Below are 26,931 nucleotides of genomic sequence, written 5' to 3' on the forward strand. Positions count from 1 at the left end.
CCAGAACAAGGAGAAACAGACGTGACTATTAAAGAAATTCGTGTACCGGATATCGGTGACTTTAGCGACGTGGAACTGATCGAGGTCCTGGTGGCCCCCGGTGACAGCATCGCCATGGATGATCCGCTGATCACCCTGGAGAGCGACAAGGCCTCCATGGAGATCCCCTCGGCCGACGCCGGCGTGGTGAAGGAGATCAAGGTGGCGCTGGGCGACAAGGTCTCCGAGGGCAGCCTGATCCTGCTGCTGGAGGTTGAAGGGGCCACCGCGGCCGCTGAACCAGCAGCGGCAGAAGCCGCCGCGGCTGCCGCTCCGGCGCCGGCAACTGCACCGGTAGCCGCCCCGGTTGCCGCCGCGGCCCCCAGCCGTGCCGCGCCGGTCACCGAGCCGGCCGTCGACATCCGTAATGTCTCATTCGAGCGCACCCACGCCAGCCCCGCGGTACGGCGTATCGCCCGCGAAAAGGGCATCGACCTGAACACCCTGCAGGGCACCGGTCGCAAGGGCCGCATCACCCGGGAGGATCTCTCCAATGCGGGACAGCGGGTATTGCAGGCCCTGGCCAGCGGCCAGTTCGATGAGCCGCAGGCCGTCGCGGCCGCCCCAGCCAGCACCAGGACCGGCGCCGGCATCCCGCCCATCCCGGAACAGGACTTCTCCAAGTTCGGCGAGGTGGAGTTCCAGCCGCTGAGCAAGATCAAACGCCTCACCGGCATCAACCTGAGCCGCTCCTGGCTCAACGTGCCCCATGTCACCCACCACGACGAGACCGATATCAGCGAGGTGGAGGCGTTCCGCAAATCGCTCAAGGCGGAAGCCGAAAAACAGGGTGTGCGGGTCACCCTGCTGAGTTTCTTCATGAAGGCCTGCGCCGCCACCCTGAAGGCCTACCCCACCTTCAACGCCTCCCTGGACGGCAGCGGCGAAAACCTGATCCTGAAGAAGTACATCAACATCGGTGTCGCCGTGGACACCCCCAACGGCCTGGTGGTGCCGGTGATCCGTGATGTGGAGCGCAAGAGCATCTTCGAGATCTCCGCCGAGCTGATGGAGATGAGCGCCAAGGCGCGGGACAAGAAGCTGAAACCGGGCGACATGCAGGGCGCCACCTTCACCATCTCCAGCCTCGGGGGCATCGGCGGTACCGCCTTTACCCCGATCGTCAATGCGCCGGAGGTGGCCATCCTCGGCCTCACCCGCTCGCAGATGAAACCGGTGTGGAACGGCAGTGAGTTCATCCCCCGGTTGATGCAGCCGATGTCGCTCTCCTACGACCATCGGGTCATCGACGGCGCCCAGGCCGCGCACTTCGTGCGTCACCTCGGCATGCTGATGAACGACGTGCGGCGGCTGCTGCTCTGAACTCCCCAACACCACAACAAACGGAATTAAGATCATGAGCAACATTGAACAGATTCATGTCCCCGACATCGGGGAGTTCGAAGATGTGGAGATTATCGAGATCCTGGTGTCGGCGGGTGATGCCATCAACATCGATGACCCGCTGCTTACCCTGGAGAGCGACAAGGCCTCCATGGAGATCCCGTCGCCGTTCTCCGGCACGGTGCAGGAGCTCTTCGTCAAGCTGGGCGACAGGGTATCGACCGGCAGCCTGATCCTCAGCCTGGACAAGGCGGCGGAACCCAAGGTGGCGGTGCAGGAGCCGCAACCGCTGCTGCAGAAAAACGCCAACCACGGCGCGGCACCGGGCGATGCCGGCAAGACCGTGCTGCAGGACGTCTACGTACCCGATATCGGCGATTTCCAGGACGTGGACGTGATCGAGGTGCTGGTGATGCCCGGCGACAGGATCGGCGTCGACACCCCGATGCTCACCCTGGAGAGCGACAAGGCCTCCATGGAGTTGCCCTCCCCCAGCAGCGGCACCGTCCACTCGGTGCATGTCCAGGTGGGCGAACAGGTCTCCCAGGGCGATCTGGTGCTGACCCTGGAGGTGGCCAGTCCCGGCGGCGCCGGCGCCAAGGCATCGTCGGCCAGGGCCGGAGCCGGCCCGACCCCGGCCGCCCCCAAGGTGGCGGCCAGCCAGGAGCCGACCGCCTATATCGGTAACGCCGACATCCAGGCCGACGTGGTGGTGCTGGGCGCCGGTCCCGGCGGCTATACCGCCGCCTTCCGCGCCGCCGACCTGGGCAAAAAGGTGATCCTGATCGAGCGCCACGCCAGCCTCGGCGGCGTCTGCCTGAATGTCGGTTGCATCCCGTCCAAGGCGCTGCTGCACGCCGCCAAGGTGCTGGAGGAGGCGCGCGACTTCCGGAACCACGGCCTCAAATTCATTGAGCCGGAGGTGGACCTGGACGCCCTGCGCGACTGGAAGAACGGCGTCGTCAGCCGCCTCACCGGCGGCCTGATGGGCTTGGCCAAACAGCGCAAGGTGCAGGTGGTGAACGGCTATGGCAAATTCATCGACCAGAGCAATATCGAGGTCACCGACGCCGAGGGCCAGACCACCACCGTCGGCTTCAGCCAGTGCATCATCGCCGCCGGTTCGGCCCCGGTAAAACTGCCGTTCCTGCCGGATGACGAGCGCATCATCGACTCCACCGGCGCCCTGATGCTGAAACAGATCCCCAAGCGCATGCTGGTGATCGGTGGCGGCATTATCGGCCTGGAGATGGCCACGGTCTATCACGCCCTGGGTAGCCGGATCAGCGTCGTCGAAATGCTCGATGGCCTGATCACCGGGGCCGACAAGGATATCGTCAAGCCGCTGCACAAGAAGCTGGAGAAGCAGTACGAGGCGATCCTCACCCAGACCCGGGTCAGCAAAGTGGAAGCCCTGGACGAGGGACTGCGGGTCACCTTCGAGGGCGCCAAGGCACCGGAGCCCCAGCTCTATGACGCCATCCTGGTGGCTGTGGGCCGCGCGCCCAACGGCCACAAGATCGACGCCCAAAACGCCGGGGTGGCGGTGGATGATCACGGCTTCATCCACGTCGACAAGCAGCAGCGCAGCAACGTGCCGCACATCTTCGCCATCGGCGACGTGGTGGGCCAGCCGATGCTGGCGCACAAGGCGGTGCATGAGGGCAAGGTGGCGGCCGAGGTGTGCGCCGGACTCAGCACCTTCTTCGACGCCTGGGTGATCCCGTCGGTCGCCTACACCGATCCGGAGATCGCCTGGGTCGGCAAGACCGAAGCGGAGGCCAAGGCCGAGGGGATCAAGTTCGGCAAGGGGGCCTTCCCCTGGGCGGCCAGCGGCCGTTCCCTGTCACTGGGACGGGACGAGGGGCTGACCAAAATGATCTTCGACGAGGAGAGCGGCCAGGTGATCGGTGCCGGCATCGTCGGTCCCAACGCCGGGGACCTGATCGCCGAGGTCTGCCTGGCCATCGAGATGGGTTGTGATGCCTCCGATATCGGTCTCACCGTGCACCCGCATCCGACCCTGTCGGAGACGGTGGCCATGGCGGCCGAGGCGTTCGAGGGCAGCATCACCGACTTGTTCATCCCGAAACGCAAAAAGTAACTAGACAGGCCAGCCAAATGACAGACTCCAGGGTAAAACGCCAGGTGGTGGCGGGCGAGAAGCTGCGCGATGCCGACAAGGTGTCGCGTATCCCGATCAAGGTGGTGCCCGCCGCCACCCCGTTGCCGAAGCCGGAGTGGCTGCGCATCAAGCTCCCCGACCCGGCGCAGCGGCGCCGGGTCGAGGCGCTGGTGGCGGAGACCGGGCTGCACACGGTCTGCCAGGAGGCGGCCTGCCCCAACCTGGCGGAGTGTTTTCATCACGGCACCGCCACCTTCATGATCATGGGGGACATCTGCACCCGCCGCTGCCCGTTCTGCGACGTGGCCCACGGCCGGCCGCTGGCCCTGGACCAGGGAGAACCGGCGCGCCTGGCCGCAGCGGTGAAAAAGATGGGTCTGCGCTACGTGGTGATCACCTCGGTGGACCGGGACGATCTGGCGGATGGCGGCGCCGGCCACTACGCCGCCTGCATCCAGGCGGTGCGCGAGGCCAATCCGGGCATCAAGGTGGAGATCCTGGTACCCGACTTCCGCGGCCGCATGGAACCGGCGCTGAATATCCTTGGCGAAACGCCCCCGGATGTGCTGAATCACAACCTGGAGACGGTGCCACGGTTGTATAAGTCCGTGCGTCCCGGTGCCGATTACCAGTGGTCACTCGATCTGCTGCAAGAATTCAAGCGCGAGCACCCCGAGGTAGCGACCAAATCGGGCCTGATGCTGGGCCTGGGTGAAACCGTGATGGAGATCAGCCAGGTGATGCAGGATCTGCGTAGCCACGGCTGCGAACTGCTCACCCTGGGCCAGTACCTGCAACCCAGCCCCCACCATCTGCCGGTGAGCCGCTATGTCACCCCGGCCGAGTTTGATCAGTTGAAACGCTACGGCGAGGAACTCGGCTTCTCCCACGTGGCGAGCGGCCCCTTCGTGCGCTCCTCCTACCACGCCGACGCCCAGGCCGCCGGACTGGTGGCACCGGCCCCGACCCGTGACACCGACCGGCGGCGCAATCCCGACAGCGTTCCCCAGGTGGTCACTTGGCACGACGCCGACCTGTTTTAATATTTCTCATCATGATCCCCCGTTGCCGTCATTGATGTAACTCGTAGGTTGGGGTGAGGAACGAACCCCAACGAGGCTATGCCGGCGATGCTCGAGAGCCATAGGGCGCCCTATGACTACCCCCGTGTTCCGAAACAGCTGCTTTAGTCGCGTAGGTTGGGGTAAGCCTGCGAACCCCAACGGGGTTTCATGCGTGTGCACCAGGATGTTGGGGTTCGTTCCTCACCCCAACCTACGGGCTCATACTGACGTATCCCCTGCTGTCATCAAGCTGACCCATTCATTCATTAGCCTGTACCCGATGCAAACATTGCGGGAGACAAGCGCATGAATGAGACCCTCGCCCACGGCTTTTCCGAGGCCTGCTTCGAACAGGACGAGTTCGATTATGGCTATATCGATCTGGACAACCTGGATGACCTGGACGACGAGGAGGTGCAGGAGTATTTCGACTCCCTGGATCAGTAACCGACAGTTCCCCGCGCCATCACCCACCACTTTCCGGCGGCTAGAACTGCCGCCCCCTGTGCGATGCGTTGCATCAGCGCTGCGGGTTCTCTTCCTGCAGCCCCGGCCGCCTGATCCAGCGCCGCAGCAGCCGCCTGGGCATGATGATCAGCACATTGCCCAGCACCACCAGCGCCACTCCGGCGCCGGCCATCAGGCTCCAGTGATAGTTCTCGAACAGGGTCGAGATGCCCAGCGCCACCAGGGGGAACAACACGGTGGCATAGGCCGCCTTCTCCGGGCCGATGCGGCCCAGCAGGGTAAGGTAGCTGCCGAAGGCTAGCACCGAACCGAACAGGGCCAGATAGAGCAGCGACAGGTTATAGGGGAGCGACGACTCGTAAGCCAGCTCCACCCCCTGCACCAGGGCGTAGAGGAACAGGATCAGCGCACCATAGACCATGCCGAAAGCGTTGCTCTGGATCACCGGCAGCCGCCGCTGCTGGTTCCTGGCCGAGAGCATGTTGCCCAGGGAGGCGATAAAGGTCCCCAGCAGGCTCAGCAGCAACCCCTTCAGGGCGCCGCCGTTCTGCTGCAGACTGGCCACCTCGGGCCAGAACACCAGGGTGATGCCGAGCAACCCAACCAGGGCGCCCAGCACCATCGAGGCATCCATCGGCTTGCGGAAAAACAGCGCGCTGTTGACGATGTTCATCAGCACGATGGTGGAGAAGATCACCGCGATCAGGCCGCTGGTGAGCTCGGCGGTGGCCCAGTAGAAGATCAGGTAGTTAAGACAGAACAGCATCAGCCCCTGCAGCGCCATCCACAGATGCTCGTGCCGTTCGAAGCGTAACGGCAGTCCGCGCAGCCAACACCAGGCAAACAGGATCAGCGCCGCCAGGGCGAAGCGGTAGGCGACCGACAGTTCGGGAGGCACACTGCCCAACTGGAACTTGATGGCATACCAGGTGGAGCCCCAGATAAAGACGGCGGCGAAATAGAGACTGACGGAGTGGGTGAGCATGGTGCGGCGGCGTCCTTGTGTCCGGCAAAAGTTGTCTTATACGCGCTTGGGTTGAATAAATAAAATGGGTTTCGACAGGGCTTTTGGCCGCCCACTCTTTTCAGCGGGTCATTGAGGGTCCGGCTGGGCTATGCTTGTGACAATGCCACCGCAACCGTTCACCCCTGGGAGCCCGCATGAAGATCGCCATTACCGGAGCCACCGGGTTTGTCGGCCGCCACCTCTGCCACGCGCTGGAGAACGAAGGCCATCAGCTGCTCAAGCTGGGACGCAGTGAGGTCCAGGCAGAGACGGCGCTCCTGGCGGAACGGTTACAAGGCTGTGAAACCGTAATCAATCTGGCCGGGGAAAACATCGCCCGCCGCTGGACCGAGCAATACATGCAGGCCCTGTACGACAGCCGGGTGCTGACCACCCGCGCCCTGGTACAGGCGATTCGGCTGCTGGAGCAACGGCCGGGACTGTTCATCTCCACCTCCGCCCTCGGCGCCTTCGACAGCAGCGGCCGCTATAGCGAGGCCGATGCGCCCAACGCCGGCGGCTTTTTCGGCCACCTTACCCGCGACTGGGAGCAGGCGGCCCGCGGAGCGGAGATGCTTGGAGTACGCACCCTGATCTTCCGGCTCAGCCTGGTATTGGGGCGCGACGGCGGCATGATGAAACAGCTGCTGCCGCCATTTCGCCTGGGGCTGGGTGGTCCGGTCGGCGACGGCAGCCAACCCTTCTCATGGATTCATATCCACGACCTGGTGCGCGCCTACCGCTTTGCCCTCGACCATCCCGAGATGGAGGGGGTCTACCACCTCAGCGCCCCCGACCCCACCAGCAACCGCGAATTCGCCCGGGCATTGGGCCGGCAACTGCACCGACCCGCCCTGTTGCCGGTGCCCCTGTTCGCCCTGAAGCTGCGTTTCGGCAAGGGGGCGGATGCACTGGCCTCCGGCCAATACCTGATCTCGGAGCGTCTGCCCGAGGCCGGATTCCATTTTCAATACGACACCCTGGCCAAGGCGTTGGCGGAGATCACGTCGGGGTTGTAGCAGTATAGAATCCGGTTATCAAACCATGCACCAGAACAACGACAATCCCGTCACCATCGGCATAAGCAGCTGCCTGCTGGGAGAGCCGGTCCGTTACGACGGCGACCACAAGCGTGACCGATTCATCACCGACCAGTTGGCAAAATACCTGCGTTTCGTCCCTGTCTGCCCGGAGATGGGCAGCGGCATGCCGGTACCGCGGCCGCCGATCCGCCTGGTGGGCGATCCGCACCAGCCCCGTGCCGTGGAAGTGGACAACCCGGACATCGATGTAACGCGCCAACTGGAGGCGTACTCGAAGAAGGCGCTCGCCACCCTGGGCGGGATCAGCGGCTATATCCTGAAGAAGGACTCCCCAAGCTGTGACATGAAGCGGGTCAAGGTCTACCCCGCGCAGGGCGGCAGCGCCGAGCGCAAGGGTTCCGGCATCTTTGCCCGGCTACTGATGGAGCGCTACCCCGACCTGCCGGTCGAGGACGAGGCGCGGCTCAACGATGCGGTGCTGCGGGAGAACTTCATCAACCGGGTGTTCGTTTATCACCACTGGCAGCAGTTGCTGGGCGAAGGACTCACACCGGCCCGACTGATCGATTTCCATGCGCGGCACAAATACCTGGTGATGGCCCACTCCCAGGCCGCCTACAAGCGTATGGGCCGGCTACTGGCAAACGTGCCGAAGAATGCGCTCCCGCGTATCGGCGAGACTTATATCCACGAACTGATGACCGCCCTGCAACGGCCGGTGAACCGCAAGGGGCACACCAATGTACTGCAACACATCATGGGCTACCTGAAGCGCCGCATCGACACCCATGACAAACAAGAGCTGACAGAGAGCATCGAGCGTTACCGGCAGGGCGAGATCCCGCTGGTGGTACCCATCACCCTGATCCGCCACTACTTCCGAAGGCATCCCGACCCCTACATCAATCGGCAGGTCTACCTGCAACCCCATCCGGAAAAGTTGGGACTCAGGAATCAGCTCTAGCTCCACCTCGGTCTCATCAGCTTCGTTCATCCGCGACCAGAGGTTTCCCCGCGCTATCGGCAGTCGATACGGTACCGGCCCGCTCTGGCCGGTTCACCAGGTAGATGCCCAGGCCGACAAACAGCAGCGCTACCAGCAACAGCAGCGACAACGGCTCATCCAGCACCAGATGGCCGGCCAACACACCGAACAGGGGGGTCAGGAAGGTGAAGGCGGAGAGGCGGCCGGCCGGGTAGTGACGCACCAGCCAGAACCAGACCAGGTAGGTGATGAAGGCAACCCAGATGGTCTGAAACAGCAGACTGCCGAGGACCAGGGGCGTGAGCCGGGTGATGCCCGGCTCATCCACGGCCCACGAAGCCCCAAGCAGCAGGATGGCGGAAACGCCGAGCTGATAGAGCAGCGTCCTGGCAGGCGCCAGGGTACGCAGCACCGACGCCTTGATCACCACCGTGGTGGAGCCCCAGAGGATCGCCGCCAGCACCAGCATGCTGTCGCCGATCAGCATCTTCTGCGAGGGGAAGCTGATGGATTCTCCAAACGCCAGCAGGATGCCGGCAAAGGCACCGCTGAGACCAACCACCTGGACCCAGCGCAGCCGCTCGCCGGGGATAAAAAAGTGCGCCCCGATCGCCACCACGAAGGGCGAGAGATAGAGAAAGATCACCGCCCGCGAGGCGTTGGTGAACTCCAGGCCCCAGAAAATCAGCAGAAACTCCCCGCTAAACAGCAGCCCGGCTACCAGCCCCCAGCCAAACGAACCATCCCGCTCCAGAATCGGTATCCGCCGCAACCCCATCCACAGCAGCAATAGCCCGGTCGCGCCCAGGGAGCGGATGCCGGCCTGCAGGAACGGTGGAACGGCGACGCCGGCCAGCTTGACCGCCACCTGTTGCAGCCCCCAACTGGCGCACAGCACCAGCAGGATGGCCATGGCCAGCAGATCGAGATGGGTTTTGCGGTCGGACATGGGTGGCTCCCGGTCGGTCTTGGGGGATCGCTTCGATCAGTGCCGCAGGCCGATATAGGCACCGGCCGCCATCATGATGGAGCCGGCCACCCGATTGAGTCCGCGCATCGCCCGTTCGGAACGGAATTTCTGCCGCGCCCAGGAGGCGGTGACCGCAATCAGCATCAGGCCCAGCATGAGACCGACCAGGGTAATCACCGAAGCCAGGACGATATCCCCGGTTGTCAGCACGCTCAGATCCATGAAGGTGGGCAGAAAGGCGATATAGAACAGGATCACCTTGGGGTTGGAGGCCGAGATCAGGAAGCCCTGGATAAAACTCTTCACTTGATCGCTCGACTTCACCCCGGCCGCTTCGGTGGCCAGGCTCGGCCGGGTGCGCCACATACGCCAGCCGAGATAGAGCAGATAGGCAGCGCCCAGAACGCGGATCACCGTGAACAGGCCGCCCCAGTGTTCGGCGATGGCCGCCAGGCCGTAGCAGGCGAAGACCAGGTAAACAATATCGCTGACCGCCATCCCCAGGCCCAGGGTGAAACAGGCGGCCGCGCCTTCGGTCATGGCCCGTGCCAGGATTGCGAACACCCCGGGACCCGGGGTGATGGAGAAGATGAAGATGGCCACGAAAAAGGCCAGAGCGCTTTCTGCAGACATGGGTAGGGCCCTTCGCACCAGTAACCGTATGCACGGGATCATAACCGATCGGCCCGGCCAAAACAGTCGCCAAGGAGACAATTTCAATCTCTTTCGTCCCCTGCACCTTCCGTTGCATAGGTAACTTGAGGGGTCGGAGTCAAATGGCGGTCACGATTTTGCCTTAACCCTTACCCGACGGGGACTTCCATCCCGCAAGATGAGACGAGCATTGCTCGGCGCGAAAAGATACTTACTAAGCTTCCTCTACGCTAGGCTACAGCGAGCACTCAAACCTTGCAGCGCCAGGTCACTAAGAGCCTGAGCAGGGGCTGCGCAGCCTTTGGCAATAATATGGACATTCATGCCATGCGCCTGCGGCGACAAGGCGGTGTGCGTCACGCAATGCTGGGTCATCATGCCGGTAAGGTAAATATCAGTAATGCCTGCGTCGCGCAGGATTTGCTCTAGATTGGTTTCAAAGAAACTGTCGGCTTGGTGTTTGAGTACTACAGGAGCATCACCCAGTGCGGCGACGATAGCCGGGTGTATTTTCATGCCCTCCGTGTCTGGAACAAACGCTGGAGCCTCTGGCGGATTGAGATGTTGTACGCCAACAACCATCCAGCCATCGCGTTTGGCTTGCTCAATCGCGTCCACTGCGCCCTTACATGCGTTTTCTGCATTTTCCAGTGTGAATGCGCCACCGGGGAAGTAATCATTCTGTATATCGATAACGAGTAATGCGTTTTTCATCGCGCTTCTCCTTCAGTGAAGCTTGGTGATAAGACTGTCTGTAACGGTGAGGCAGCCTTGTGGAATCAGAACCTCATCACTTCACCGTCAGCCGGAACCATGACTCGGTTCTGGATGTCGTTTTCCTGCACGAAGCCTCCAAGTTCCTCACGGCTCAGAGCGGTGTGGTTGATGGTATCCATGTGCACGGAGATGATGGTCGCATTTTGAGCAGCCTTATAGGCGCGGAGCGTATCTTCTTTACCCATGATAATAGAATCCTGAAAACCGATTACACGGGCATCGCCGGTATTCAAAATGATCACATCCGGGTTGTAATTGTCGAGTGTTTGAGCAACCTCGCTGCGCCAGGTGGTATCGCCGGCGACATAGATGGTTTTCTGCCCAGGCGCCTCGAATACGACCCCCATGACGTTACCGAGAATATTCGCCAGTTCAGGTGACGAATACATAGAGCCCGTACCGTGTTGACCACCCGCTTTGCTCAACTTAACGCCGCCAAATCCGGCACTCTTCTCCAGAATACGTACGTCGGTGAAACCCTGAGAACGGATCAGGCTGGCATCAGCTTCGTTTTGAGCAAACAGCGGAATATCTTTCGATAGCAGTTCCTGTGCCGCATCATCCCAGTGATCCAGGTGAGTGTGCGTCACAATAACGGCGTCAACACCCTCGATCACCGCTTGCGCCGATATCGGCAGGTCAATCATCGGGTTGCGCAATTCGCTGCGGTAGGTGCCCTCAAAACCGGGATAGGTGCCTTTTGGGGCCAGCATAGGGTCGACCAGAAAGGTGGTGTCCACGTAAACGACTTTTATCGTGGCATTGCGAATGTGTTGCACCTGTACCTGTTGAGTGTCAGCTTGCGCGCCCGGTGCCGAATGTGTTTGGGCAAAGGCATTGCCGGTAAACACGGTCAGGGCCACAGCCCATGAGTGGGTGATGGTTTTGATGTTCAAGTTTCTGATCCTGCGTTGTTTAGTAACCGCATTGTCGGCGAGTCTAGCGAGCCGAGAAATTGACCTTAATGACAATATTCGAAAGAATTGGGCCATAATGTTATTCTTGTCCACTTTGAATCTGGAAGACGCATTATCATGTCCATGCCCATTGTCGGTCTCGTGCTCTATCCGCAGTTCAGCCTGTTCCATGTGGCTGTTCCTTACATGGTGTTCAACACCTTACCGGACAACCGGCTGTTTGATCTGAGAATCGTGTCGTCCGGAGGTGGGCCGCAGCAGGCTGAGCGGTCGATGACGATACAGCCCGACGGCGGTCTGGAGTTGTTGGAAATGGCGAATATCGTGGTAGTGCCGGGCTGGCGTGAACTGGACGACACTCCAGAGCCTGACTTGGCAGAAGCGCTTGTCCGTGCGCACGCAAGGGGCGCACATGTGGTGGGGCTTTGTTACGGTGCCTATGCGCTGGCATATGCGGGACTGCTTGATGGTAAAAAAGCGGCTACCCATTGGATGGCCGAAAAGGATTTCAGCGCCCGTTTTCCCAAGGTAAAGCTGGACACCAATGCCCTCTATGTGGAAGAAGATCGCCTGATCACTTCCGCTGGCACAGGTGCTGGGCTGGACTGCTGCCTGTACATTGTGCGTGAGTATTACGGCGCGCAGATGGCCAACAAGATTGCCCGTGTCATGGTGATACCGCCCCACCGTGAGGGAGGACAGGCACAGTTTATTGAGCGACCCGTTGCCGTTTCCACGCAAGACGCCCACATCAACCGCCTGCTCGACTATCTACGCGAACATCTGGCCGAACCACACACCATTGATGAACTCGCCGCGCGCACTGCCATGAGCCGTCGCACCTTTACGCGCCATTTCAATAAGGCAACCAGCATGACGGTGGTTGAATGGCTTGTAAACGAGCGTTTACAGCATAGCCTTGAGCTGTTGGAAACCACTTCCTTGTCGGTAGAAAGAATTGCGGAGATGGTAGGCTTCCAAACAGCAACGTCATTCAGGCAGCATTTCAGGCAACGTTATCAGGTCAGCCCTATTTCTTGGCGTAAGACATTTGGTAAGATTGAAAGTTGATCATGCGTCGACCTTGGCTTTCCGTCCGTTGTCGAATCCATGGTAATTGAGCTTCTGGTACACCGCCCGGGGGGTCATTCCCAACGCGTCCGCCACCGCTCCTACATCACCATTATTCCGGTCCAGATGCTCATGCAAAATACGACGCTCCACCTCGTCTGCAGCTTTCTTTTTCAGCTCCCGAAGGTCGATGGACGTGCCCACTTCGCGTGATGTCTGAGGCACTAGATCGAGATTGATGTGGCGAATGACATGACCGTCGGCGAACAAAAAGGTGCGTTCCAGTACATTCTCCAACTCGCGGATATTGCCAGGCCAGTGGTGCCCCTCCAGGATGCGCATAGCCTCGGGGGACACCTCCTTCACCGGTGACTGATACCGCTCGGAAAACCGCACCAGAAGCATCTTTACTAACGGCGCGATGTCCTCGCGCCGTTCGCGCAGGGGCATGATGTGCAGTGGCACTACGTTGATTCGGAAGAAGAGATCCCTTCGGAACTCGCCCTGTTCCACCAATTGAGAGAGATCACGGTTGCTTGCGGCGATCACGCGCACATCGCAAGCAACGGACCGATGCCCACCTACCCGCTCGAAACGTCCTTCCTGCAACACCCGAAGCAGCGACACTTGGGCCTTGGGCGACAGGCTGTCCACCTCATCCAGAAACAGGGTCCCACCATCGGCAAGTTCAAAGCGCCCCTGGCGCTGATGCTTGGCATCCGTAAATGCCCCCTGCTCGTGTCCAAAAAGTTCGCTCTCCACCAGCTCTGCTGGCAGACTGCCGCAGTTCACTGCCACAAACGGCATTTGCAGCCGGGATGACATGCCGTGAATGGACTTGGCGAGTACCTCCTTACCCACGCCCGTCTCGCCGAGGAGCAGCACCGTCGCACGGGTGTCGGCAATCTTCTCCACCGCCTGCAGCAGGACTCGCATGGATGCGCTTTCCGCCACCAGCCGTGGACGTTCGGACACCGAGACTGGTTCATGACGGCCCGCGTCGTCAGTCCAGAGCGCATGCAGGCGCTCCTCAATGATCCGCTGCAACTCATCCGGGGCCCTCACCTCGGCAATGACCTGTTGACCGTCACTGAAATATTCATCCCCCAGCACTGATACAGCACTGGCCGGGTCCAAGTGAATACAGATATCGCAACTATCGCTGCCCAGGGCAATACGCCGCTGAAGCTCTACCTTGGCGTAACCGAAATTACGCGCGGCCACCCCGCCGAAAATACTCGATGTCATGTGACACAGACCGGGTGCCGAATGCACAAGGCTGCCGAAGGGACAGCGTTCAGCATGAATCTGCACCTGCCGACGATTACTGGATACCACCTGAAACCTGCCGCCGATGCTGTTTTTCAGCAACACTATCAATTCGGCGTAGCAGTCCGGCGTCAGCGGCCCGGTCAGCGCCTCCACCGCACGGTATTTCTCTTCCCAACAGGCGCTGGACTTGAAGACGATCTGCTGAATAAAGGACTGCAGGCTGCTGCAACTGGCGAAGGGCGCGATGCGACTTGCCTCGTTAATAAAGGTCTGCAGGAACTCTTCCGGTGTGAGGTCGGCAAAGGCATCGGTTTTGGACATGGTCACTCTCGTGTTCACGGACATTCTGAAAGGGTAGCAGTTCTTTGAAGACGCACTTCACAAAACTGAAGTCATACTTCACCACCCAACTGCATGCAGCGGCTAAGTCACTGATTTTGGTTCGCTGCACGCTGGCCTCTTAATTGCAACAATAAACGGGCCAGCCTTGTGTTGGACAACATAACCACAATATGACGAGGAGATATCAATGTCCCAAGTAAAAGACGAGGTGCTTTCTGCCAACGCCCGTTACGCTGGAGATTTCGGTGACAAAGGGAGCCTTCCCATGCCGCCCGGTCGGCGCTTCGCCATCCTGACCTGCATGGATGCGCGCCTGGACCCCGCCAAATTTGCCGGACTGGCGGAGGGCGATGCCCACGTGATCCGCAACGCGGGGGGACGCGCCAGCGATGACGCCATTCGCTCGCTGGTGATCTCGTACAAATTGTTGGGCACACGGGAGTGGTTCATCATTCACCACACCGACTGCGGCATGGAGACTTTCACCAACGAGATAATGACCGGCCTGCTCAACAGCAGCCTGGAGGCAGCCACCGTAGATGCCAATGGCTGGCACGACACGGGAACGGGCCCCGGCTCGCCGGAAGGTGGTTACATCAACTGGCTCACCATCTCGGACAATGCCAAGAGCGTGCTGGAGGATGTAACGCGTGTGCGCAAACATCCGCTGGTACCGCCTGAAATCCCCATCTACGGCTATCTCTACGACTGCAAGTCCGGAAAACTGATCGAGGTACCGGAGGCTACTGCGGCTGGGGCGGCCTGAATCATATCCCAATCGGGAAAGGCCCCGCCTGTCGGGGCCTTTTTTCTGCGCCGGCGTGTCGGATTGGAGTGCGCTAATCCGACCTACGATCCTGATAGCTGAGTCAGGTGGTTAATCAGGTAACCCAGTCAGTGACGCAGGCCGATGTAGGCCCCGGCCGCCATCATGATGGAGCCGGCCACCCGATTGAGTCCGCGCATCGCCCGTTCGGAACGGAATTTCCTGCGTGCCCAGGAGGCGGTAACCGCGATCAACATCAGGCCCAGCATGAGACCGACCAGGGTGATCACCGAAGCCAAAATGATATCCCCGGTCGTCAGCACGCTCAGATCCATGAAGGTGGGCAAAAAGGCGATATAGAACAGGATCACCTTGGGGTTGGAGGCCGAGATGAGAAAGCCCTGGATGAAACTCCTGACCTGGTCGCTCGATTTCACCGCGTCCGCTTCCGTTGCCAGGCTTGGCCGTGTACGCCACATGCGCCAGCCGAGATAGAGCAGATAGGCCGCGCCCAGAACGCGGATCACCGTGAACAGGCCGCCCCAGTGTTCGGCGATGGCCGCCAGACCGTAGCAGGCGAAGACCAGGTAAATAATATCGCTGATCGCCATCCCCAGGCCCAGGGTGAAACAGGCGGTCGCGCCTTCGGTCATGGCCCGTGCCAGAATTGCGAACACCCCGGGGCCCGGGGTGATGGAGAAGATGAAGATGGCCGCAAAGAAGGCCAGGGCGCTTTCTGCCGACATGGGATTTGACCGTATGGATCAATGACGAATCTGGCAGATCATAACCGATCGGCGCGGCCAAGGCAGTCGCCAAGATGACAATTTCAGCGCCAGCCTGATCGGTTGCAGATGAAATTAACCCTTCGTGGTTCAAGTTATCTATTGCGCCGGAATCGGGTACCATGCGAAATCCGCCGATACCGAAGGGAATCCACCGTGAGCGCACAACACCTCAACCCCCAACCGCAGCAGTGGCGCACCCCGCTGCTGGTCATCATCGCCGGCTGCCTGATCGCCATGATCGGCTTCGGTATCCGCTCGGTGTTCGGCCTGTTCCTGGAACCCATGACCCTGACCCACGGCTGGAACCGCGAGACCTTCGCCATCGCCATGGCGATCCAGAACCTGCTGTGGGGCATCGGCGTACCGGTGGCCGGGGCCATGGCCGACCGCTTCGGGCCGATGAAGGTGCTCTCCTTCGGCGCCCTGCTCTACGCCATCGGCGTCTGGGGCATGGCCACCACCGACAGCAGCCTGGGGCTGCACCTGTTCGGCGGTGTGCTGACCGGCCTCGGCATCGCCTTCTCCGCCTTCTCCATCGCCCTGGCGGCCATGGCCAAGGTGGTGGGGCCGGAGCGGCGTACCCTGGTACTGGGACTCGGCACCGCCGCCGGTTCCCTGGGACAGGTGGTCTTCTCGCCCCTGGGCCAGCAGTTCATCGCCACTTTCGGCTGGCAGTCCGCGCTAATGATCCTGGCCGCCTCGGCGCTGTTGATCATTCCCTTTGCCCTGGTGCTGCCGAACAGCCACACCCACCTGGGTGAACCGGCCTACGACCAGTCGCTGGTCGAGGCGCTACGGGAGGCGGCCGGGCATCGCGGTTTCGTGCTGCTCACCACCGGCTTCTTCGTCTGCGGTTTCCACGTGGCGTTCATCACCGTCCACTTCCCCTCCTATGTGAAGGATCTGGGACTGGCCCCGGAGGTGGGGGCCTACGCCCTGGCCCTGATCGGCCTGTTCAATATCATCGGCTCGTTCCTCTCCGGCGCCGCCGGCACCCGCTGGAGCAAGAAGGGCGGCCTCGCCTTCATCTACTTCACCCGTGCGGTGGTCATCACCGCCCTGCTGCTGGGGCCGAAGACACCCCTGACCATCTACCTGTTTGCCGCCGCCATGGGCATCCTCTGGCTCTCCACCGTGCCCCTCACCTCCGGCATCGTCGCCCAGGTGTTCGGCGTGCGTTACATGGCCACCCTGTTCGGTATCGTCTTCTTCAGCCATCAGATCGGCAGTTTTCTCGGCGTCTGGCTGGGCGGGCGACTGTATGACACCACCGGCACCTACAACGCCGTCTGGTGGGCCGGGGTGGTGCTGGGCCTGCTGGCCGCCCTGATCCACCTGCCGATCAATGAACGTCCCCTGGCGCGATTGGCGCCCGAGACCCGGTGAAAGAAATCCGTATATTGCAAGGGTACATTCCATACACGATTTTGATAGACTGATTATTTGCCGTTATCACCTAAAATGGCGAGGTTATTGACTGCAGGGTGCGGACAGCCGTCAGTACCGCTTGGCCACTCCTCCCGGGAGACGACTAATATATAGGGATATAGTCATCGGGCCGCGTCGGAACCCCGTGGCCCGGGGCGGGCGGGCCGTTGCAACACCCCTGCAGGCACACGGGATGACGGCATTTCCATTGGATTATCAACTGCGACAAGGGCATTACATGACAGCACGTACACAGATCGGCGGCTTGCAAATCGCCAACGTGATCAAAGAATTGGTAGAGAACAGGATCATACCGGGAAGCGGTGTGAACGCCGCCGACTTCTGGAGCCAACTGGAGCAGATCGTCGACGACCTGACCCCGAAAAACCGTGCCCTGCTGGCCAGGCGTGACCAACTCCAGGCGCAGATCGACCAGTGGCACCGGCAGCATGCCGGCCAACCGCTGGATGCGGCCGCCTACAAGGCGTTCCTGGTCGAGATCGGTTACCTGCTGCCGGAGGTGGCGGACTTCAGCATCGAGACCGAGAACGTCGACCCGGAGATCGCCGAGATGGCCGGCCCCCAGCTGGTGGTGCCAATCAACAACGCCCGCTACGCCCTGAACGCCAGCAACGCCCGCTGGGGCAGCCTGTACGACGCCCTCTACGGTACCGACGCCATCGCGCAGAGCGGCGACCTGGCCATCACCGTCGGCTACAACCCGGCCCGCGGCGCCAAGGTGATCGAGACCGCGCGCAACTTGCTGGACGAGGCGGTGGCGCTGGCGAACGGTAGCCACCGGGACGCCACCGGCTACCGCATCATCGACGGCGTGCTGACGGTCGGCCTGGCCAACGGCAGCGAGACCGGGCTGGCGCAGCCGGAGAAACTGGCCGGTTTCAACGGCGAGGCCGACGCCCCCAGCGCGGTGCTGCTGAAGAACAACGGCCTGCACCTGGAGATCCAGATCGACCGCAACTCGCCGATCGGCAAGGGGGATGCGGCCGGGGTCAGGGACGTGCTGCTGGAGGCGGCCATCACCACCATCCAGGACTGCGAGGACTCGGTCACCGCCGTGGACGCGGAGGACAAGGCACTGGTCTACAGCAACATGCTGGGCCTGTTCATGGGCGACCTGAGCGCCGACATGGAGAAGGGCGGCAAGACCATCACCCGCCACCTGAACCCGGACCGCAGCTACCGCACCCCCGACGGCGGCAGCCTGACCCTGCCGGGCCGCAGCCTGCTGTTCATCCGCAACGTGGGTCACCTGATGACCAACGAGGCGATCCTGGACCGCAACGGCGACGAGATACCCGAGGGCATCCTGGACGGCATGATGACCGCCCTGATCGCCCTGCACGACTTGAAAGGCAACGGCAAGTACCGCAACAGCCGGCGCGGCAGCATCTATATCGTGAAACCGAAAATGCACGGCCCGGAAGAAGTCGCCTTCACCTGCGAGCTGTTCAGCCGCATCGAGGATGCCCTGGGCCTGGCGCGCAACACCATGAAGGTGGGTATCATGGACGAGGAGCGCCGCACCACGGTCAACCTGAAGTCCTGCATCCAGGCCGCCAGGGAGCGCGTGGTGTTCATCAACACCGGCTTCCTCGACCGCACCGGCGACGAGATCCACACCAGCATGGAGGCCGGTCCGGTGGCGCGCAAGGAGGCGATGAAACAGCTCCCCTGGATCAAGGCCTACGAGGACTGGAACGTGGACATCGGACTGCGCTGCGGGCTGCGCGGCAAGGCGCAGATCGGCAAGGGCATGTGGCCCATCCCCGACCAGATGGCCAATATGCTGCAGGCCAAGATCGCCCACCCGCTGGCCGGCGCCAACACTGCCTGGGTGCCCTCGCCCACCGCCGCCACCCTGCATGCCATTCATTACCACAAGGTCAACGTGGCGGCACGCCAGACCGAACTGGCGAGCCGCGAGCTGGCCAGCCTGGACGCCATCCTGGAGATCCCGCTGATGGGCGACATTACCTACAGCGCCGAGGAGATCCAGCAGGAGCTGGACAACAATGCCCAGGGCATCCTCGGCTACGTGGTGCGCTGGATCGACCAGGGGGTGGGTTGCTCCAAGGTACCCGACATCAACGACGTCGGCCTGATGGAGGATCGCGCCACCCTGCGCATCTCCAGCCAACACATCGCCAACTGGCTGCGCCACGGCATCTGCAGCGAGGCGCAGGCGATGGAGACCCTGAAACGCATGGCCGCCGTGGTGGACCGGCAGAACGCCGACGACCCCAACTACCGCGACATGGCCCCGGGCTTCGACGGCGTCGCCTTCCAGGCCGCCTGCGACCTGGTGTTCAAGGGCGGCGAACGACCCAACGGCTACACCGAACCGGTACTGCACGCGCGGCGGCGCGAGGCCAAGGCGAAGTACGGCCAGGCCTGATCGCTCCCGCACACGGGCAATTCGGACCCCGGACCACGCCGCAGTGAAACCCGGGAAAAAATCCCGTAACCAATGGAAACGCCCGTCTTTGACGGGCGTTTCCATTGTTGCCTGCGCCGACCCGCGCCGCAGCGACAGCGCGGTCAGTCGATCTGCGGACCCGCTGCCACCAGCCGTTTGCCCTCCGCCGCGTCGGTATAGCGACCGAAGTTTTCAGCGAACAGGTGGGCCAACGCCTTTGCCTTGGCATCCCACTCCGCCGCGTCGGCATAGGTGTCCCGGGGATCCAGAATGCCGCTGTCACAACCGGGTAGCTCGGTCGGTACCTGCAGATTGAATACCGGGATGCTCTTGGTTGCCGCGTGCTCGATGGAGCCATCCAGGATGGCATCGATAATGGCGCGGGTGTCCTTGATGGAGATGCGCTTGCCGGAACCGTTCCAGCCGGTATTCACAAGATAAGCGGTGGCGCCCGCCGCCTCCATGCGCTTCACCAGCTCCCTGGCGTACCGGGTCGGGTGCAGTTTCAGGAACGCGGCCCCGAAGCAGGCCGAGAAGGTGGGGGTCGGCTCGGTGATGCCGCGCTCGGTACCCGCCAGCTTGGCGGTGAATCCGGAGAGGAAGTGGTACTCGGTCTGATCCGGCGTCAGCCGGGAGACCGGCGGCAACACGCCGAAGGCGTCGGCAGTGAGGAAGATCACCTTCTGCGCATGCCCCGCCTTGGAGACCGGCTTGACGATATTTTCGATATGGTGGATCGGATAGCTGACCCGGGTATTCTCGGTCCGCGAACCGTCGCTGAAATCGATCTTGCCATCCGCCCCGACGGTGACGTTCTCCAGCAGCGCATCGCGCCGGATGGCGTGGAAGATGTCCGGCTCGTTCTCCTCGCTCAGGTTGATGGTCTTGGCATAGCAGCCACCCTCGAAGTTGAAAATACCGTCATCGTCCCAGCCGTGTTCATCGTCACCGATCAGCGCCCGTTTAGGATCGGCGGAGAGGGTGGTCTTGCCGGTGCCGGAGAGGCCGAAGAAGATCGCCACATCACCTTCCGCACCCACATTGGCGGAGCAGTGCATGGAGGCGATACCGCGCAGCGGCAGCAGGTAGTTCATCATCGAGAACATGCCCTTCTTCATCTCGCCGCCGTACCAGGTGCCGCCGATCAGCTGCATCTTCTCGGTGATGTTGAAGGCGACAAAGTTCTCGCTGTTGAGTCCCTGGCGCTGCCAGTCGGGGTTGGTCGCCTTGGCGCCGTTCAGCACCACGAAGTCGGGCTTGAAGTGCTGCAGCTCCTCCTCGCTGGGGCGGATAAACATGTTCTTGACGAAATGGGCCTGCCAGGCCACCTCGGTGATGATGCGCACGCTGAGGCGGGTGTCCGCATTGGCGCCACAGAAGGCATCGACCACGAACAGGCGTTTGCCGGAGAGCTGGCGGGTCACCAGCCCCTTCAGCTCGACCCAGGTCTCCTGGGAGAGCGCCTTGTTGTCGTTCTTGCCGTGGTGCGACCACCAGAGGGTCTCCTCGGTGGTGGCGTCGCGCACGATATACTTGTCCTTCGGGGAGCGCCCGGTAAAGATACCGGTATCCACGGCGACGGCGCCGAGCTCCGTGACCACGCCGCGCTCGTAACCCTCCAGGTCGGGGCGCGTCTCCTCCTCGAACAGCTGCTCATAGGAGGGGTTATAGACAATCTCCGCCACATCGGTGATGCCGTACTGACCGAGATCCACTCCGGCCGCAAGGCCCCTGGTCGCCATATCCATACTATCTCCTGAAAGCTGTTCAAAACGATGGGAATGCCGCAGCTGATCCCATGTGGTATCCATTGCCCCGTAGAGCGGAAGCTCCGTCGCCTGCATCCCCCGGGGGATCAACCGGATACCGCGGCGGTTACAGCGGGACTGGCTGGCGTTAATGGAAAATAAAATAGTAAATAATAATTATTCTTATGAAGGCATTATGTTACACCCTTGTTCGCAGAACAAGCGCCGCGCTGACATAACGGAATAGCCTGGCGTCATAGCCAGCCATTCTTTTTCCGCTGCGTATTTGCAGCCTATACTCGATCCACATTCGTACCGCCTAGGAGCCGGTCAAACCATGCACACCAGTAACCCTATTCACCACATCATCGTCCCCGGCTACGGCAACTCCGGCGCGGCACACTGGCAGAGCCACTGGCAGCAGCGGCTGCCCAACAGCCGCCGCACCCGCCCCACCAGCTGGGACTTCCCGGAACACGACGACTGGGTCGCCGCCCTGGACCGGGAAATCACCGCCGCCGCAGGCCCGGTGATCCTGATCGCCCACAGCCTGGGCACCATCACCGTGGCCGAATGGGCCGCTGAACACGCCTCGGACCGGGTCATCGGTGCCCTGCTGGTGGCCATCCCCGACGTGCAGCGCCCCGACCTGCCGGACGCCATCCAGGGCTTCTCCAACCCGCAACTCGCCCCGCTGCCCTTCCCCGCCATCGCCGTGCTGAGCCGCAACGACCCCTACTCCGCCCTGCAACGCGGCCGGCTGTTCGCCGAACGCCTGGGCGCCCGCGTCGAACTCCTCGGCGACTACGGCCACATCAACCACGAATCGGGTCTGGGGGAGTGGGAGGCGGGCCTGAAATGGCTGGATGAGCTGATCACAACGGCGGGGCATACCCACTCCCGATCCATGCAACACTGAAGGCGTAAATAGTTTCTATACTGAAGCTTGTTGGTGATGTCTTTCCACACGCCTTTTCTATGGACTGGAAACAATACACTGATACCACGACGCACAGACCAACGGGAAGGGCCGAGGTGCCACTCATGGGAGATCGACAGGTTACGCACCCCGGTTGGTGGCTGGGTTCCTGAACTGCCGCATGGGGAATCCAGCCAGATCAGGATGCGGTAAAGCGGAGGAGATGACGATGAGTAAGATTGTTGAAGAGGTGCTGTCAGCCAATGCTGCTTATGCGGACGACTTTGGTGACAAGGGCGCTCTGCCCATGCCTCCGGGGCGTCGCTTCGCCATACTGACCTGCATGGATGCCCGGCTGGATCCGGCCAAGTACGCGGGGCTCGCCGAGGGGGATGCCCATGTCATCCGCAACGCAGGGGGTCGAGCGAGTGATGACGCCATTCGTTCCCTGGTGATCTCCTACAAACTGCTCGGCACCCGGGAGTGGTTTGTCATCCACCATACCGACTGCGGCATGGAGACGTTCACCAACGAGATCATGGGCGACCTGCTGGCGGGCAGCCTGCAGACCGCGAGCGTGGATGCCAGCGGGTGGCACGACAGCAACGCCGGTGGTGGCACCAGCGACGGCAAGTACATCAACTGGCTGACCATCAGCGACAATGCGAAGAGTGTGGTGGAGGACGTGCTACGTATCCGCGGCAGTTCCATGGTGCCGTCGGATATTCCCATCTACGGCTATATCTATGATTGCAAAAGTGGAAAACTGGTGGAAATTCCTGAAGCAACAGCAGCCGGCAAGGCAAGCTAGGCGTCTGTCCCGGAAAAAACGGGACGGCGGGAACGGCGTTTATTCCCACAGTTCCGCTGCCTATGTCCGCAGGTAGCAGGAGAGGGTTCAGCGATCGTGGACCTGACGGCCGCGGGTATCGGTGTCGAGCCAGGCACTGAATCCTGCGGCGGGGAGCGGCTTACTGAAGTAGAAGCCCTGGATCAGGTCACAGCGGTGGGCCTGCAGGAACTGCAGCTGCTCCAGGGTCTCGACACCCTCGGCCACCACCTGCAGCCGCAGGCTGTGGGCCATGGAGATGATGGAGAGGGTCAGTTCGGCATCATCCGGGTCGGTCGTCAGGTCGCGAATGAAGCTGCGGTCGATCTTCAGGATATCGAAGGGAAAGCGTCGCAGATAGCTGAGCGACGAGTAGCCGGTACCAAAATCATCCAGCGCCAGGGTCACACCCAGCCGCTTGAGTTCCCGTAGCAGGGCCTCCTTCTCCTCCGGGTTCTCCATCAGCAGACCCTCGGTCAGCTCCAGCTCCAGCATCGCCGGCGGCAAGCCGCTCTGCTCCAGAACCCGGCGGACCACGGGGACAATCCTGCCGTCGCGAAGCTGCAGCGGCGAGACATTCACCGCCATGCGGAACTGGGACTGACATTCACCGAACCAGGCATACGCCTGGCAACAGGCGGTAAGGAGAATCCATTCGCCTATTTCGTGGATCACCCCGAGATCCTCGGCCAGGGGTATGAACTTGTCCGGCGGCACCTGCCCCAACACCGGGTTGTGCCAGCGCAACAGCGCCTCGGCTCCCAGCAGCTCACCCCCATCGGCGCCCACCTGGGGCTGATAATGGAGTGACAGCTCGCCGTTCTTCAGGGCATGGCGCAGGCGCGATTCCATCTCCAGGCGACGCAGGGCATTCTCATTCATGGCCGGCGTGAAGAAGCGGTAAGTGTTGCGGCCACTGTCCTTGGCGTGATACATCGCGGCATCGGCGTTGCGCATCAGGATCGGTGAATCCTGTCCATCCGTGGGGTAGAGGCTTATTCCCAGACTCGCCGTGATATAGATCTCCCGGCCCTCCAGCCTGATCGACTGTTCCAGGGTTCGGATGATCTTTTCAGCGATATTGCCGGCCTCATTCTGCCCCGCCACATCGGGGATAACCACCAGAAACTCATCACCGCCCAGTCTGGCAAGGGTATCGCCGCCGCGCAGCACCTGGCCGAAGCGATGGGCGATCTTGACCAGCAGTGCATCCCCCACCGCGTGACCGAGGGTGTCGTTGACCTTCTTGAAGTTGTCCAGGTCGATAAAGATCACCGCCACGCTGAGCTCATGGCGCCCGGCATAAGCGAGCGCCTGGGAGAGGCGGTCGAGTACCAGTAACCGATTGGGCAGGTCGGTCAGGCTGTCGTAATTCGCCTGGCGCAACAGCTGCTCCTCATAGGATTTGCGCAGGGTGATGTCCTCCTTGACCGCTATCAGGTGGGTGACCTGGTCGTGGCCATCCTTGACCGGCGCGATCACCGCCTCTTCCCAGTAGAGCTCCCCGTTCTTGCGCCTGTTGCTCAGCTGGCCGCGCCAGACGCTGCCGCCGAGTACCGCATCCCAGAGTTGTCGGTACCTTTCCAGGGGGGTGTTGCCGGACTTGAGCAGGCTGGGTTTCGCGCCCAGCGCCTCCTCGCGGCTGTAGCCTGAGACCTCCACAAAGCGGTCATTGACATACTCGATGCATCCGTCGGGATCGGTGATCATTACCGACACCGGACTCTGCTCGACGGCCAGGCTGAGCTTGCGCAGGCCCGCCTCACGGCTGCGCAGCGCCTGGCTCATCTCGTTGAAAGCGTGCGCCAGCTCGCCGATCTCATCCCGGCTCCCCCGGGTATCCAGCTCGATGTAATCGCCCCGCCCCAACGCCCGCACCCCGGAAGCGAGTCGCTCCAGGGGCTGGGAGATATTGCGGCTGAGCAGGATAAAGCCCGCCGGTAGCACCAGCATGGCCATCACGATCAGCACCGCAATGATCGAGGTCTTGAATACCTCGAAGTTCTTCACCAGATCATCCGTGCCGACGCCGAATACGAAGACGACCGGCGCCCCCCCCTGCAGCGGCAGTTTGCCGAAGCCGAGAAAATGCCTGTCGTCGTGCCGCCACACGCTTCCCGAACGGGAGAAATCGGTCTCCCCCAGCAGTGGCAAGCCGGCCGTGGCGCCCACGCTGACCCCGTCCAGTCCGCCATAGCGCAGCCGTTCCCCGACCGAAAACATGAATTCGCCCGCCGTGTGCCGACGAATGCGCTCAACAAACTCCTCATCCAGGTACTCGACTATCCGCACCACGCCGAGTACCCGTTGGGCGCCGTCAGGTAAGGTGCGGGTGACCGGCATGAAGGCATCGATCACCAGCATGTCATCGAGAATCCGGTACTGGAGTGTCCGTCCGCTGGGCAGGCGCTGCGGCAGCGACAAGAGCAGATTCGAATCGCTTTCCTGGAGCGGTGCCCCCGGCTCGACCCCCAGGTAGGTGAGTTCCCCCTCCTGCACGCTTGAATAGCCACCCGCTTCGCTCCCGGGCCGCGAGGCACAGTTGCAGGCGATCAGTTGCCGTTTGCTGTCATACACCGAAACATGGTGGAGAGTGCTCGCCATCGCCTGTTGCGACAGCAAGCGGGCGAGGCGTCTCTTCTCGCCATCAAACACCAGCGGCTGGTAGTCACCGATATCCTGGTAGGTATCCACCAGGCTGGTAATGGAGACCACATCCGGCCGGGCGGCCAGCAGGGAGACATCACGTTCCAGTTTGACCCGGAGTCCATGCAGTTCGCTGGAGAGGGTGTTGAAGTCGGCGGCAATCTTCCCCCTGGCGTTCGCCTCGTACTGCCGGGAGATCAACAACGACAGGGTAATTCCCAGCAGCAACAGGGAGAGCAGGATGGCGCCAAACCAGAACAGCAGCAGCTTCTGCCTGATCTTCAGATTGAGCAGGGAGACGACTTTCATCAGAAGATCGGTTCGATGGCGTCGACGTTGTCGCGTGTCACCATCACTGAATCCACCGTGACCTCCCTGGGTACCGTCTCGCCGCGCAGAATACGTATGGCGTATTCCGCCCCTTCCCTGCCGAACGTGGGATAGGTGAAACTGGCGGCCTGTTTCCCGGCACGGATGGCCTCCCGCGCCTCGCCGATATAGTCAATACCGGTGATGGGGATCGCGGCCGGATCCCGGCCCGCCTGCTTCAGCGCAATACGCGCGCCGGTGGCCATGCTGTCACTCTGGGCATAGATGGCATCGAATTCGATCCCCTCGGCCAGGGCCTCCTCTACCGCCCTGATGGCCAAGTGGCGCAACGAGTCGGCGCGCTTGATCGCGGCGATCTGGATACCGGGATAGTTGGCCAGTTGCTCCCGGAACCCCTCGGTGCGGTCGATCCCCGGGGTCGAGGTGGGGATGTGCTGCAGCACCAGGATGCGCCCCTTGCCGTGCAGCCGTTCAGCGAAGAAATCGGCCGCCTGGCGAGCAATCCGACGGTTGCTGGCGCCGATAAATAGGCTGTAATCGTCGCCTATGGTACGGCGGCTCAGCAGGATCACCGGGATACCGGCGTTGTAGACGCTGGAGATTACCGGCGCCATGGCTTCGGCATCGCGCGGGCTGGTGATCAGCAGATCTACCCCGCGCGCCCGCAGGTTCTCGATATCCACCACCTGCTGGGCGGTCTTGCCGCCGGCATCGGTATAGACGAAACGGATGAACGGGTATCGGGCAAACTCCCGCTCGATATCCCGCACCTGGGCGGCCCGCCAGTCATTGGCCATGTGATCCTGGGCAAACCCCACCAGGAAAGTGCGCTCTCCCGGCCACTCCCCGGCGCGGACCATCGCCGCCATCGAGAACAGTCCCAACAGGACAAGCACGGCCGTGATCGCTCGCGCCGGCAAGGAAAAACCACGCTGTATTTTTTTCATGATCACCGCAACTACC

Annotated in this window: 20 protein-coding genes and 2 pseudogenes; 12 read left to right on the top strand and 10 right to left on the bottom strand. The window is 61.8% G+C overall.

Annotation, left to right across the window (positions count from 1 at the left end):
• Positions 1–12: 12 nt before the first annotated feature.
• The 4 genes and pseudogenes from aceF to O9K64_RS19755 all read left to right on the top strand — a co-directional run.
• Positions 13–1,362 (top strand): annotated as a pseudogene (gene aceF / locus O9K64_RS19740) (dihydrolipoyllysine-residue acetyltransferase); the annotation flags it as partial.
• A 34-nt stretch (positions 1,363–1,396) separates the two neighbouring features.
• Positions 1,397–3,487, top strand: a complete 2,091-nt coding sequence (lpdA, locus tag O9K64_RS19745) for a dihydrolipoyl dehydrogenase (protein WP_275099825.1) — start codon at positions 1,397–1,399, stop codon at positions 3,485–3,487.
• 17 nt (positions 3,488–3,504) lie between these two features.
• Positions 3,505–4,458: pseudogene (gene lipA, locus O9K64_RS19750) on the top strand (lipoyl synthase); the annotation flags it as partial.
• A gap of 420 nt (positions 4,459–4,878) precedes the next feature.
• On the top strand, positions 4,879–5,019 hold the full coding sequence (locus O9K64_RS19755) for a hypothetical protein (protein WP_260293165.1): 141 nt from the start codon (positions 4,879–4,881) through the stop codon (positions 5,017–5,019).
• Between the two features lie 73 nt (positions 5,020–5,092).
• Here the strand turns inward: O9K64_RS19755 and O9K64_RS19760 are convergent, their stop codons facing one another.
• Positions 5,093–6,025, bottom strand: a complete 933-nt coding sequence (locus O9K64_RS19760) for a DMT family transporter (protein WP_275099827.1) — start codon at positions 6,023–6,025, stop codon at positions 5,093–5,095.
• Positions 6,026–6,201: 176 nt separating this feature from the next.
• Between O9K64_RS19760 and O9K64_RS19765 the strand changes: the two genes are divergently transcribed.
• Together O9K64_RS19765 and O9K64_RS19770 are read left to right on the top strand one after the other, a co-directional pair.
• A complete protein-coding gene (locus O9K64_RS19765; RefSeq protein ID WP_275099828.1) occupies positions 6,202–7,065 on the top strand; it encodes a TIGR01777 family oxidoreductase in 864 nt (287 codons plus the stop codon).
• Between the two features lie 25 nt (positions 7,066–7,090).
• On the top strand, positions 7,091–8,053 hold the full coding sequence (locus O9K64_RS19770; RefSeq protein WP_275099829.1) for a YbgA family protein: 963 nt from the start codon (positions 7,091–7,093) through the stop codon (positions 8,051–8,053).
• 16 nt (positions 8,054–8,069) lie between these two features.
• Here the strand turns inward: O9K64_RS19770 and O9K64_RS19775 are convergent, their stop codons facing one another.
• From O9K64_RS19775 to O9K64_RS19790, 4 genes are all read right to left on the bottom strand, one after another.
• Positions 8,070–9,023, bottom strand: a complete 954-nt coding sequence (locus O9K64_RS19775) for a DMT family transporter (RefSeq protein ID WP_275099830.1) — start codon at positions 9,021–9,023, stop codon at positions 8,070–8,072.
• Between the two features lie 36 nt (positions 9,024–9,059).
• Positions 9,060–9,677: a LysE family translocator gene (locus O9K64_RS19780; protein ID WP_275099831.1), complete on the bottom strand. Its 618-nt coding sequence runs from the start codon at positions 9,675–9,677 to the stop codon at positions 9,060–9,062.
• A 246-nt stretch (positions 9,678–9,923) separates the two neighbouring features.
• Positions 9,924–10,412: an isochorismatase family protein gene (locus tag O9K64_RS19785; RefSeq protein ID WP_275099832.1), complete on the bottom strand. Its 489-nt coding sequence runs from the start codon at positions 10,410–10,412 to the stop codon at positions 9,924–9,926.
• A gap of 65 nt (positions 10,413–10,477) precedes the next feature.
• A complete protein-coding gene (locus tag O9K64_RS19790) occupies positions 10,478–11,371 on the bottom strand; it encodes an MBL fold metallo-hydrolase (RefSeq protein WP_275099833.1) in 894 nt (297 codons plus the stop codon).
• A gap of 138 nt (positions 11,372–11,509) precedes the next feature.
• Between O9K64_RS19790 and O9K64_RS19795 the strand changes: the two genes are divergently transcribed.
• Positions 11,510–12,463 carry a GlxA family transcriptional regulator gene (locus O9K64_RS19795; RefSeq protein WP_275099834.1) on the top strand — a complete coding sequence of 318 codons (954 nt, stop codon included), beginning with the start codon at positions 11,510–11,512 and terminating at the stop codon, positions 12,461–12,463.
• On the opposite strand, the gene O9K64_RS19800 is transcribed toward O9K64_RS19795, so the two are convergent.
• The gene (locus O9K64_RS19800; RefSeq protein ID WP_275099835.1) at positions 12,464–14,056 is read right to left on the bottom strand and encodes a sigma 54-interacting transcriptional regulator; all 1,593 of its coding nucleotides are present in this window, start codon (positions 14,054–14,056) and stop codon (positions 12,464–12,466) included.
• A 208-nt stretch (positions 14,057–14,264) separates the two neighbouring features.
• Here O9K64_RS19800 and O9K64_RS19805 point away from each other — a divergent pair, with 208 nt between their 5' ends.
• Entirely contained in the window at positions 14,265–14,843 is a 579-nt protein-coding gene (locus O9K64_RS19805; protein WP_275099836.1) for a beta-class carbonic anhydrase, read from the top strand.
• Positions 14,844–14,971: 128 nt separating this feature from the next.
• Here the strand turns inward: O9K64_RS19805 and O9K64_RS19810 are convergent, their stop codons facing one another.
• Entirely contained in the window at positions 14,972–15,589 is a 618-nt protein-coding gene (locus O9K64_RS19810) for a LysE family translocator (protein ID WP_275099837.1), read from the bottom strand.
• Between the two features lie 195 nt (positions 15,590–15,784).
• On the opposite strand from O9K64_RS19810, the gene O9K64_RS19815 reads away from it, so the two are divergent.
• Positions 15,785–17,017, top strand: a complete 1,233-nt coding sequence (locus tag O9K64_RS19815) for an MFS transporter (protein WP_275099838.1) — start codon at positions 15,785–15,787, stop codon at positions 17,015–17,017.
• Between the two features lie 280 nt (positions 17,018–17,297).
• Positions 17,298–19,475 carry a malate synthase G gene (locus O9K64_RS19820; protein ID WP_275099839.1) on the top strand — a complete coding sequence of 726 codons (2,178 nt, stop codon included), beginning with the start codon at positions 17,298–17,300 and terminating at the stop codon, positions 19,473–19,475.
• Positions 19,476–19,618: 143 nt separating this feature from the next.
• On the opposite strand, the gene pckA is transcribed toward O9K64_RS19820, so the two are convergent.
• A complete protein-coding gene (pckA, locus tag O9K64_RS19825; protein WP_275099840.1) occupies positions 19,619–21,244 on the bottom strand; it encodes a phosphoenolpyruvate carboxykinase (ATP) in 1,626 nt (541 codons plus the stop codon).
• Between the two features lie 337 nt (positions 21,245–21,581).
• On the opposite strand from pckA, the gene O9K64_RS19830 reads away from it, so the two are divergent.
• Together O9K64_RS19830 and O9K64_RS19835 are read left to right on the top strand one after the other, a co-directional pair.
• On the top strand, positions 21,582–22,163 hold the full coding sequence (locus tag O9K64_RS19830; RefSeq protein ID WP_275099841.1) for an RBBP9/YdeN family alpha/beta hydrolase: 582 nt from the start codon (positions 21,582–21,584) through the stop codon (positions 22,161–22,163).
• A 229-nt stretch (positions 22,164–22,392) separates the two neighbouring features.
• Complete coding sequence (locus O9K64_RS19835) at positions 22,393–22,974, top strand: beta-class carbonic anhydrase (protein ID WP_275099842.1); 582 nt, start codon at positions 22,393–22,395, stop codon at positions 22,972–22,974.
• Between the two features lie 87 nt (positions 22,975–23,061).
• Here O9K64_RS19835 and O9K64_RS19840 read toward each other — a convergent pair whose 3' ends face one another.
• Together O9K64_RS19840 and O9K64_RS19845 are read right to left on the bottom strand one after the other, a co-directional pair.
• On the bottom strand, positions 23,062–25,947 hold the full coding sequence (locus O9K64_RS19840) for a putative bifunctional diguanylate cyclase/phosphodiesterase (RefSeq protein ID WP_275099843.1): 2,886 nt from the start codon (positions 25,945–25,947) through the stop codon (positions 23,062–23,064).
• On the bottom strand, positions 25,947–26,915 hold the full coding sequence (locus tag O9K64_RS19845) for a substrate-binding domain-containing protein (protein ID WP_275099844.1): 969 nt from the start codon (positions 26,913–26,915) through the stop codon (positions 25,947–25,949). The genes O9K64_RS19840 and O9K64_RS19845 overlap by 1 nt, the downstream gene beginning before the upstream one ends.
• Positions 26,916–26,931: the final 16 nt, after the last annotated feature.

It is taken from the genome of Sedimenticola hydrogenitrophicus (assembly GCF_029017505.1).
GTDB classification, from domain to species: domain Bacteria; phylum Pseudomonadota; class Gammaproteobacteria; order Chromatiales; family Chromatiaceae; genus Sedimenticola; species Sedimenticola hydrogenitrophicus_A.

Bases quoted from the DNA above. Each gene is read 5' to 3' on its own strand.
- lpdA (WP_275099825.1), top strand. From the start codon at position 1,397: ATGAGCAACATTGAACAGATTCATGTCCCCGACATCGGGGAGTTCGAA.
- O9K64_RS19755 (WP_260293165.1), top strand. From the start codon at position 4,879: ATGAATGAGACCCTCGCCCACGGCTTTTCCGAGGCCTGCTTCGAACAG.
- O9K64_RS19760 (WP_275099827.1), bottom strand. From the start codon at position 6,025: ATGCTCACCCACTCCGTCAGTCTCTATTTCGCCGCCGTCTTTATCTGG.
- O9K64_RS19765 (WP_275099828.1), top strand. From the start codon at position 6,202: ATGAAGATCGCCATTACCGGAGCCACCGGGTTTGTCGGCCGCCACCTC.
- O9K64_RS19770 (WP_275099829.1), top strand. From the start codon at position 7,091: ATGCACCAGAACAACGACAATCCCGTCACCATCGGCATAAGCAGCTGC.
- O9K64_RS19775 (WP_275099830.1), bottom strand. From the start codon at position 9,023: ATGTCCGACCGCAAAACCCATCTCGATCTGCTGGCCATGGCCATCCTG.
- O9K64_RS19780 (WP_275099831.1), bottom strand. From the start codon at position 9,677: ATGTCTGCAGAAAGCGCTCTGGCCTTTTTCGTGGCCATCTTCATCTTC.
- O9K64_RS19785 (WP_275099832.1), bottom strand. From the start codon at position 10,412: ATGAAAAACGCATTACTCGTTATCGATATACAGAATGATTACTTCCCC.
- O9K64_RS19795 (WP_275099834.1), top strand. From the start codon at position 11,510: ATGTCCATGCCCATTGTCGGTCTCGTGCTCTATCCGCAGTTCAGCCTG.
- O9K64_RS19800 (WP_275099835.1), bottom strand. From the start codon at position 14,056: ATGTCCAAAACCGATGCCTTTGCCGACCTCACACCGGAAGAGTTCCTG.
- O9K64_RS19805 (WP_275099836.1), top strand. From the start codon at position 14,265: ATGTCCCAAGTAAAAGACGAGGTGCTTTCTGCCAACGCCCGTTACGCT.
- O9K64_RS19810 (WP_275099837.1), bottom strand. From the start codon at position 15,589: ATGTCGGCAGAAAGCGCCCTGGCCTTCTTTGCGGCCATCTTCATCTTC.
- O9K64_RS19820 (WP_275099839.1), top strand. From the start codon at position 17,298: ATGACAGCACGTACACAGATCGGCGGCTTGCAAATCGCCAACGTGATC.
- pckA (WP_275099840.1), bottom strand. From the start codon at position 21,244: ATGGATATGGCGACCAGGGGCCTTGCGGCCGGAGTGGATCTCGGTCAG.
- O9K64_RS19830 (WP_275099841.1), top strand. From the start codon at position 21,582: ATGCACACCAGTAACCCTATTCACCACATCATCGTCCCCGGCTACGGC.
- O9K64_RS19835 (WP_275099842.1), top strand. From the start codon at position 22,393: ATGAGTAAGATTGTTGAAGAGGTGCTGTCAGCCAATGCTGCTTATGCG.
- O9K64_RS19840 (WP_275099843.1), bottom strand. From the start codon at position 25,947: ATGAAAGTCGTCTCCCTGCTCAATCTGAAGATCAGGCAGAAGCTGCTG.
- O9K64_RS19845 (WP_275099844.1), bottom strand. From the start codon at position 26,915: ATGAAAAAAATACAGCGTGGTTTTTCCTTGCCGGCGCGAGCGATCACG.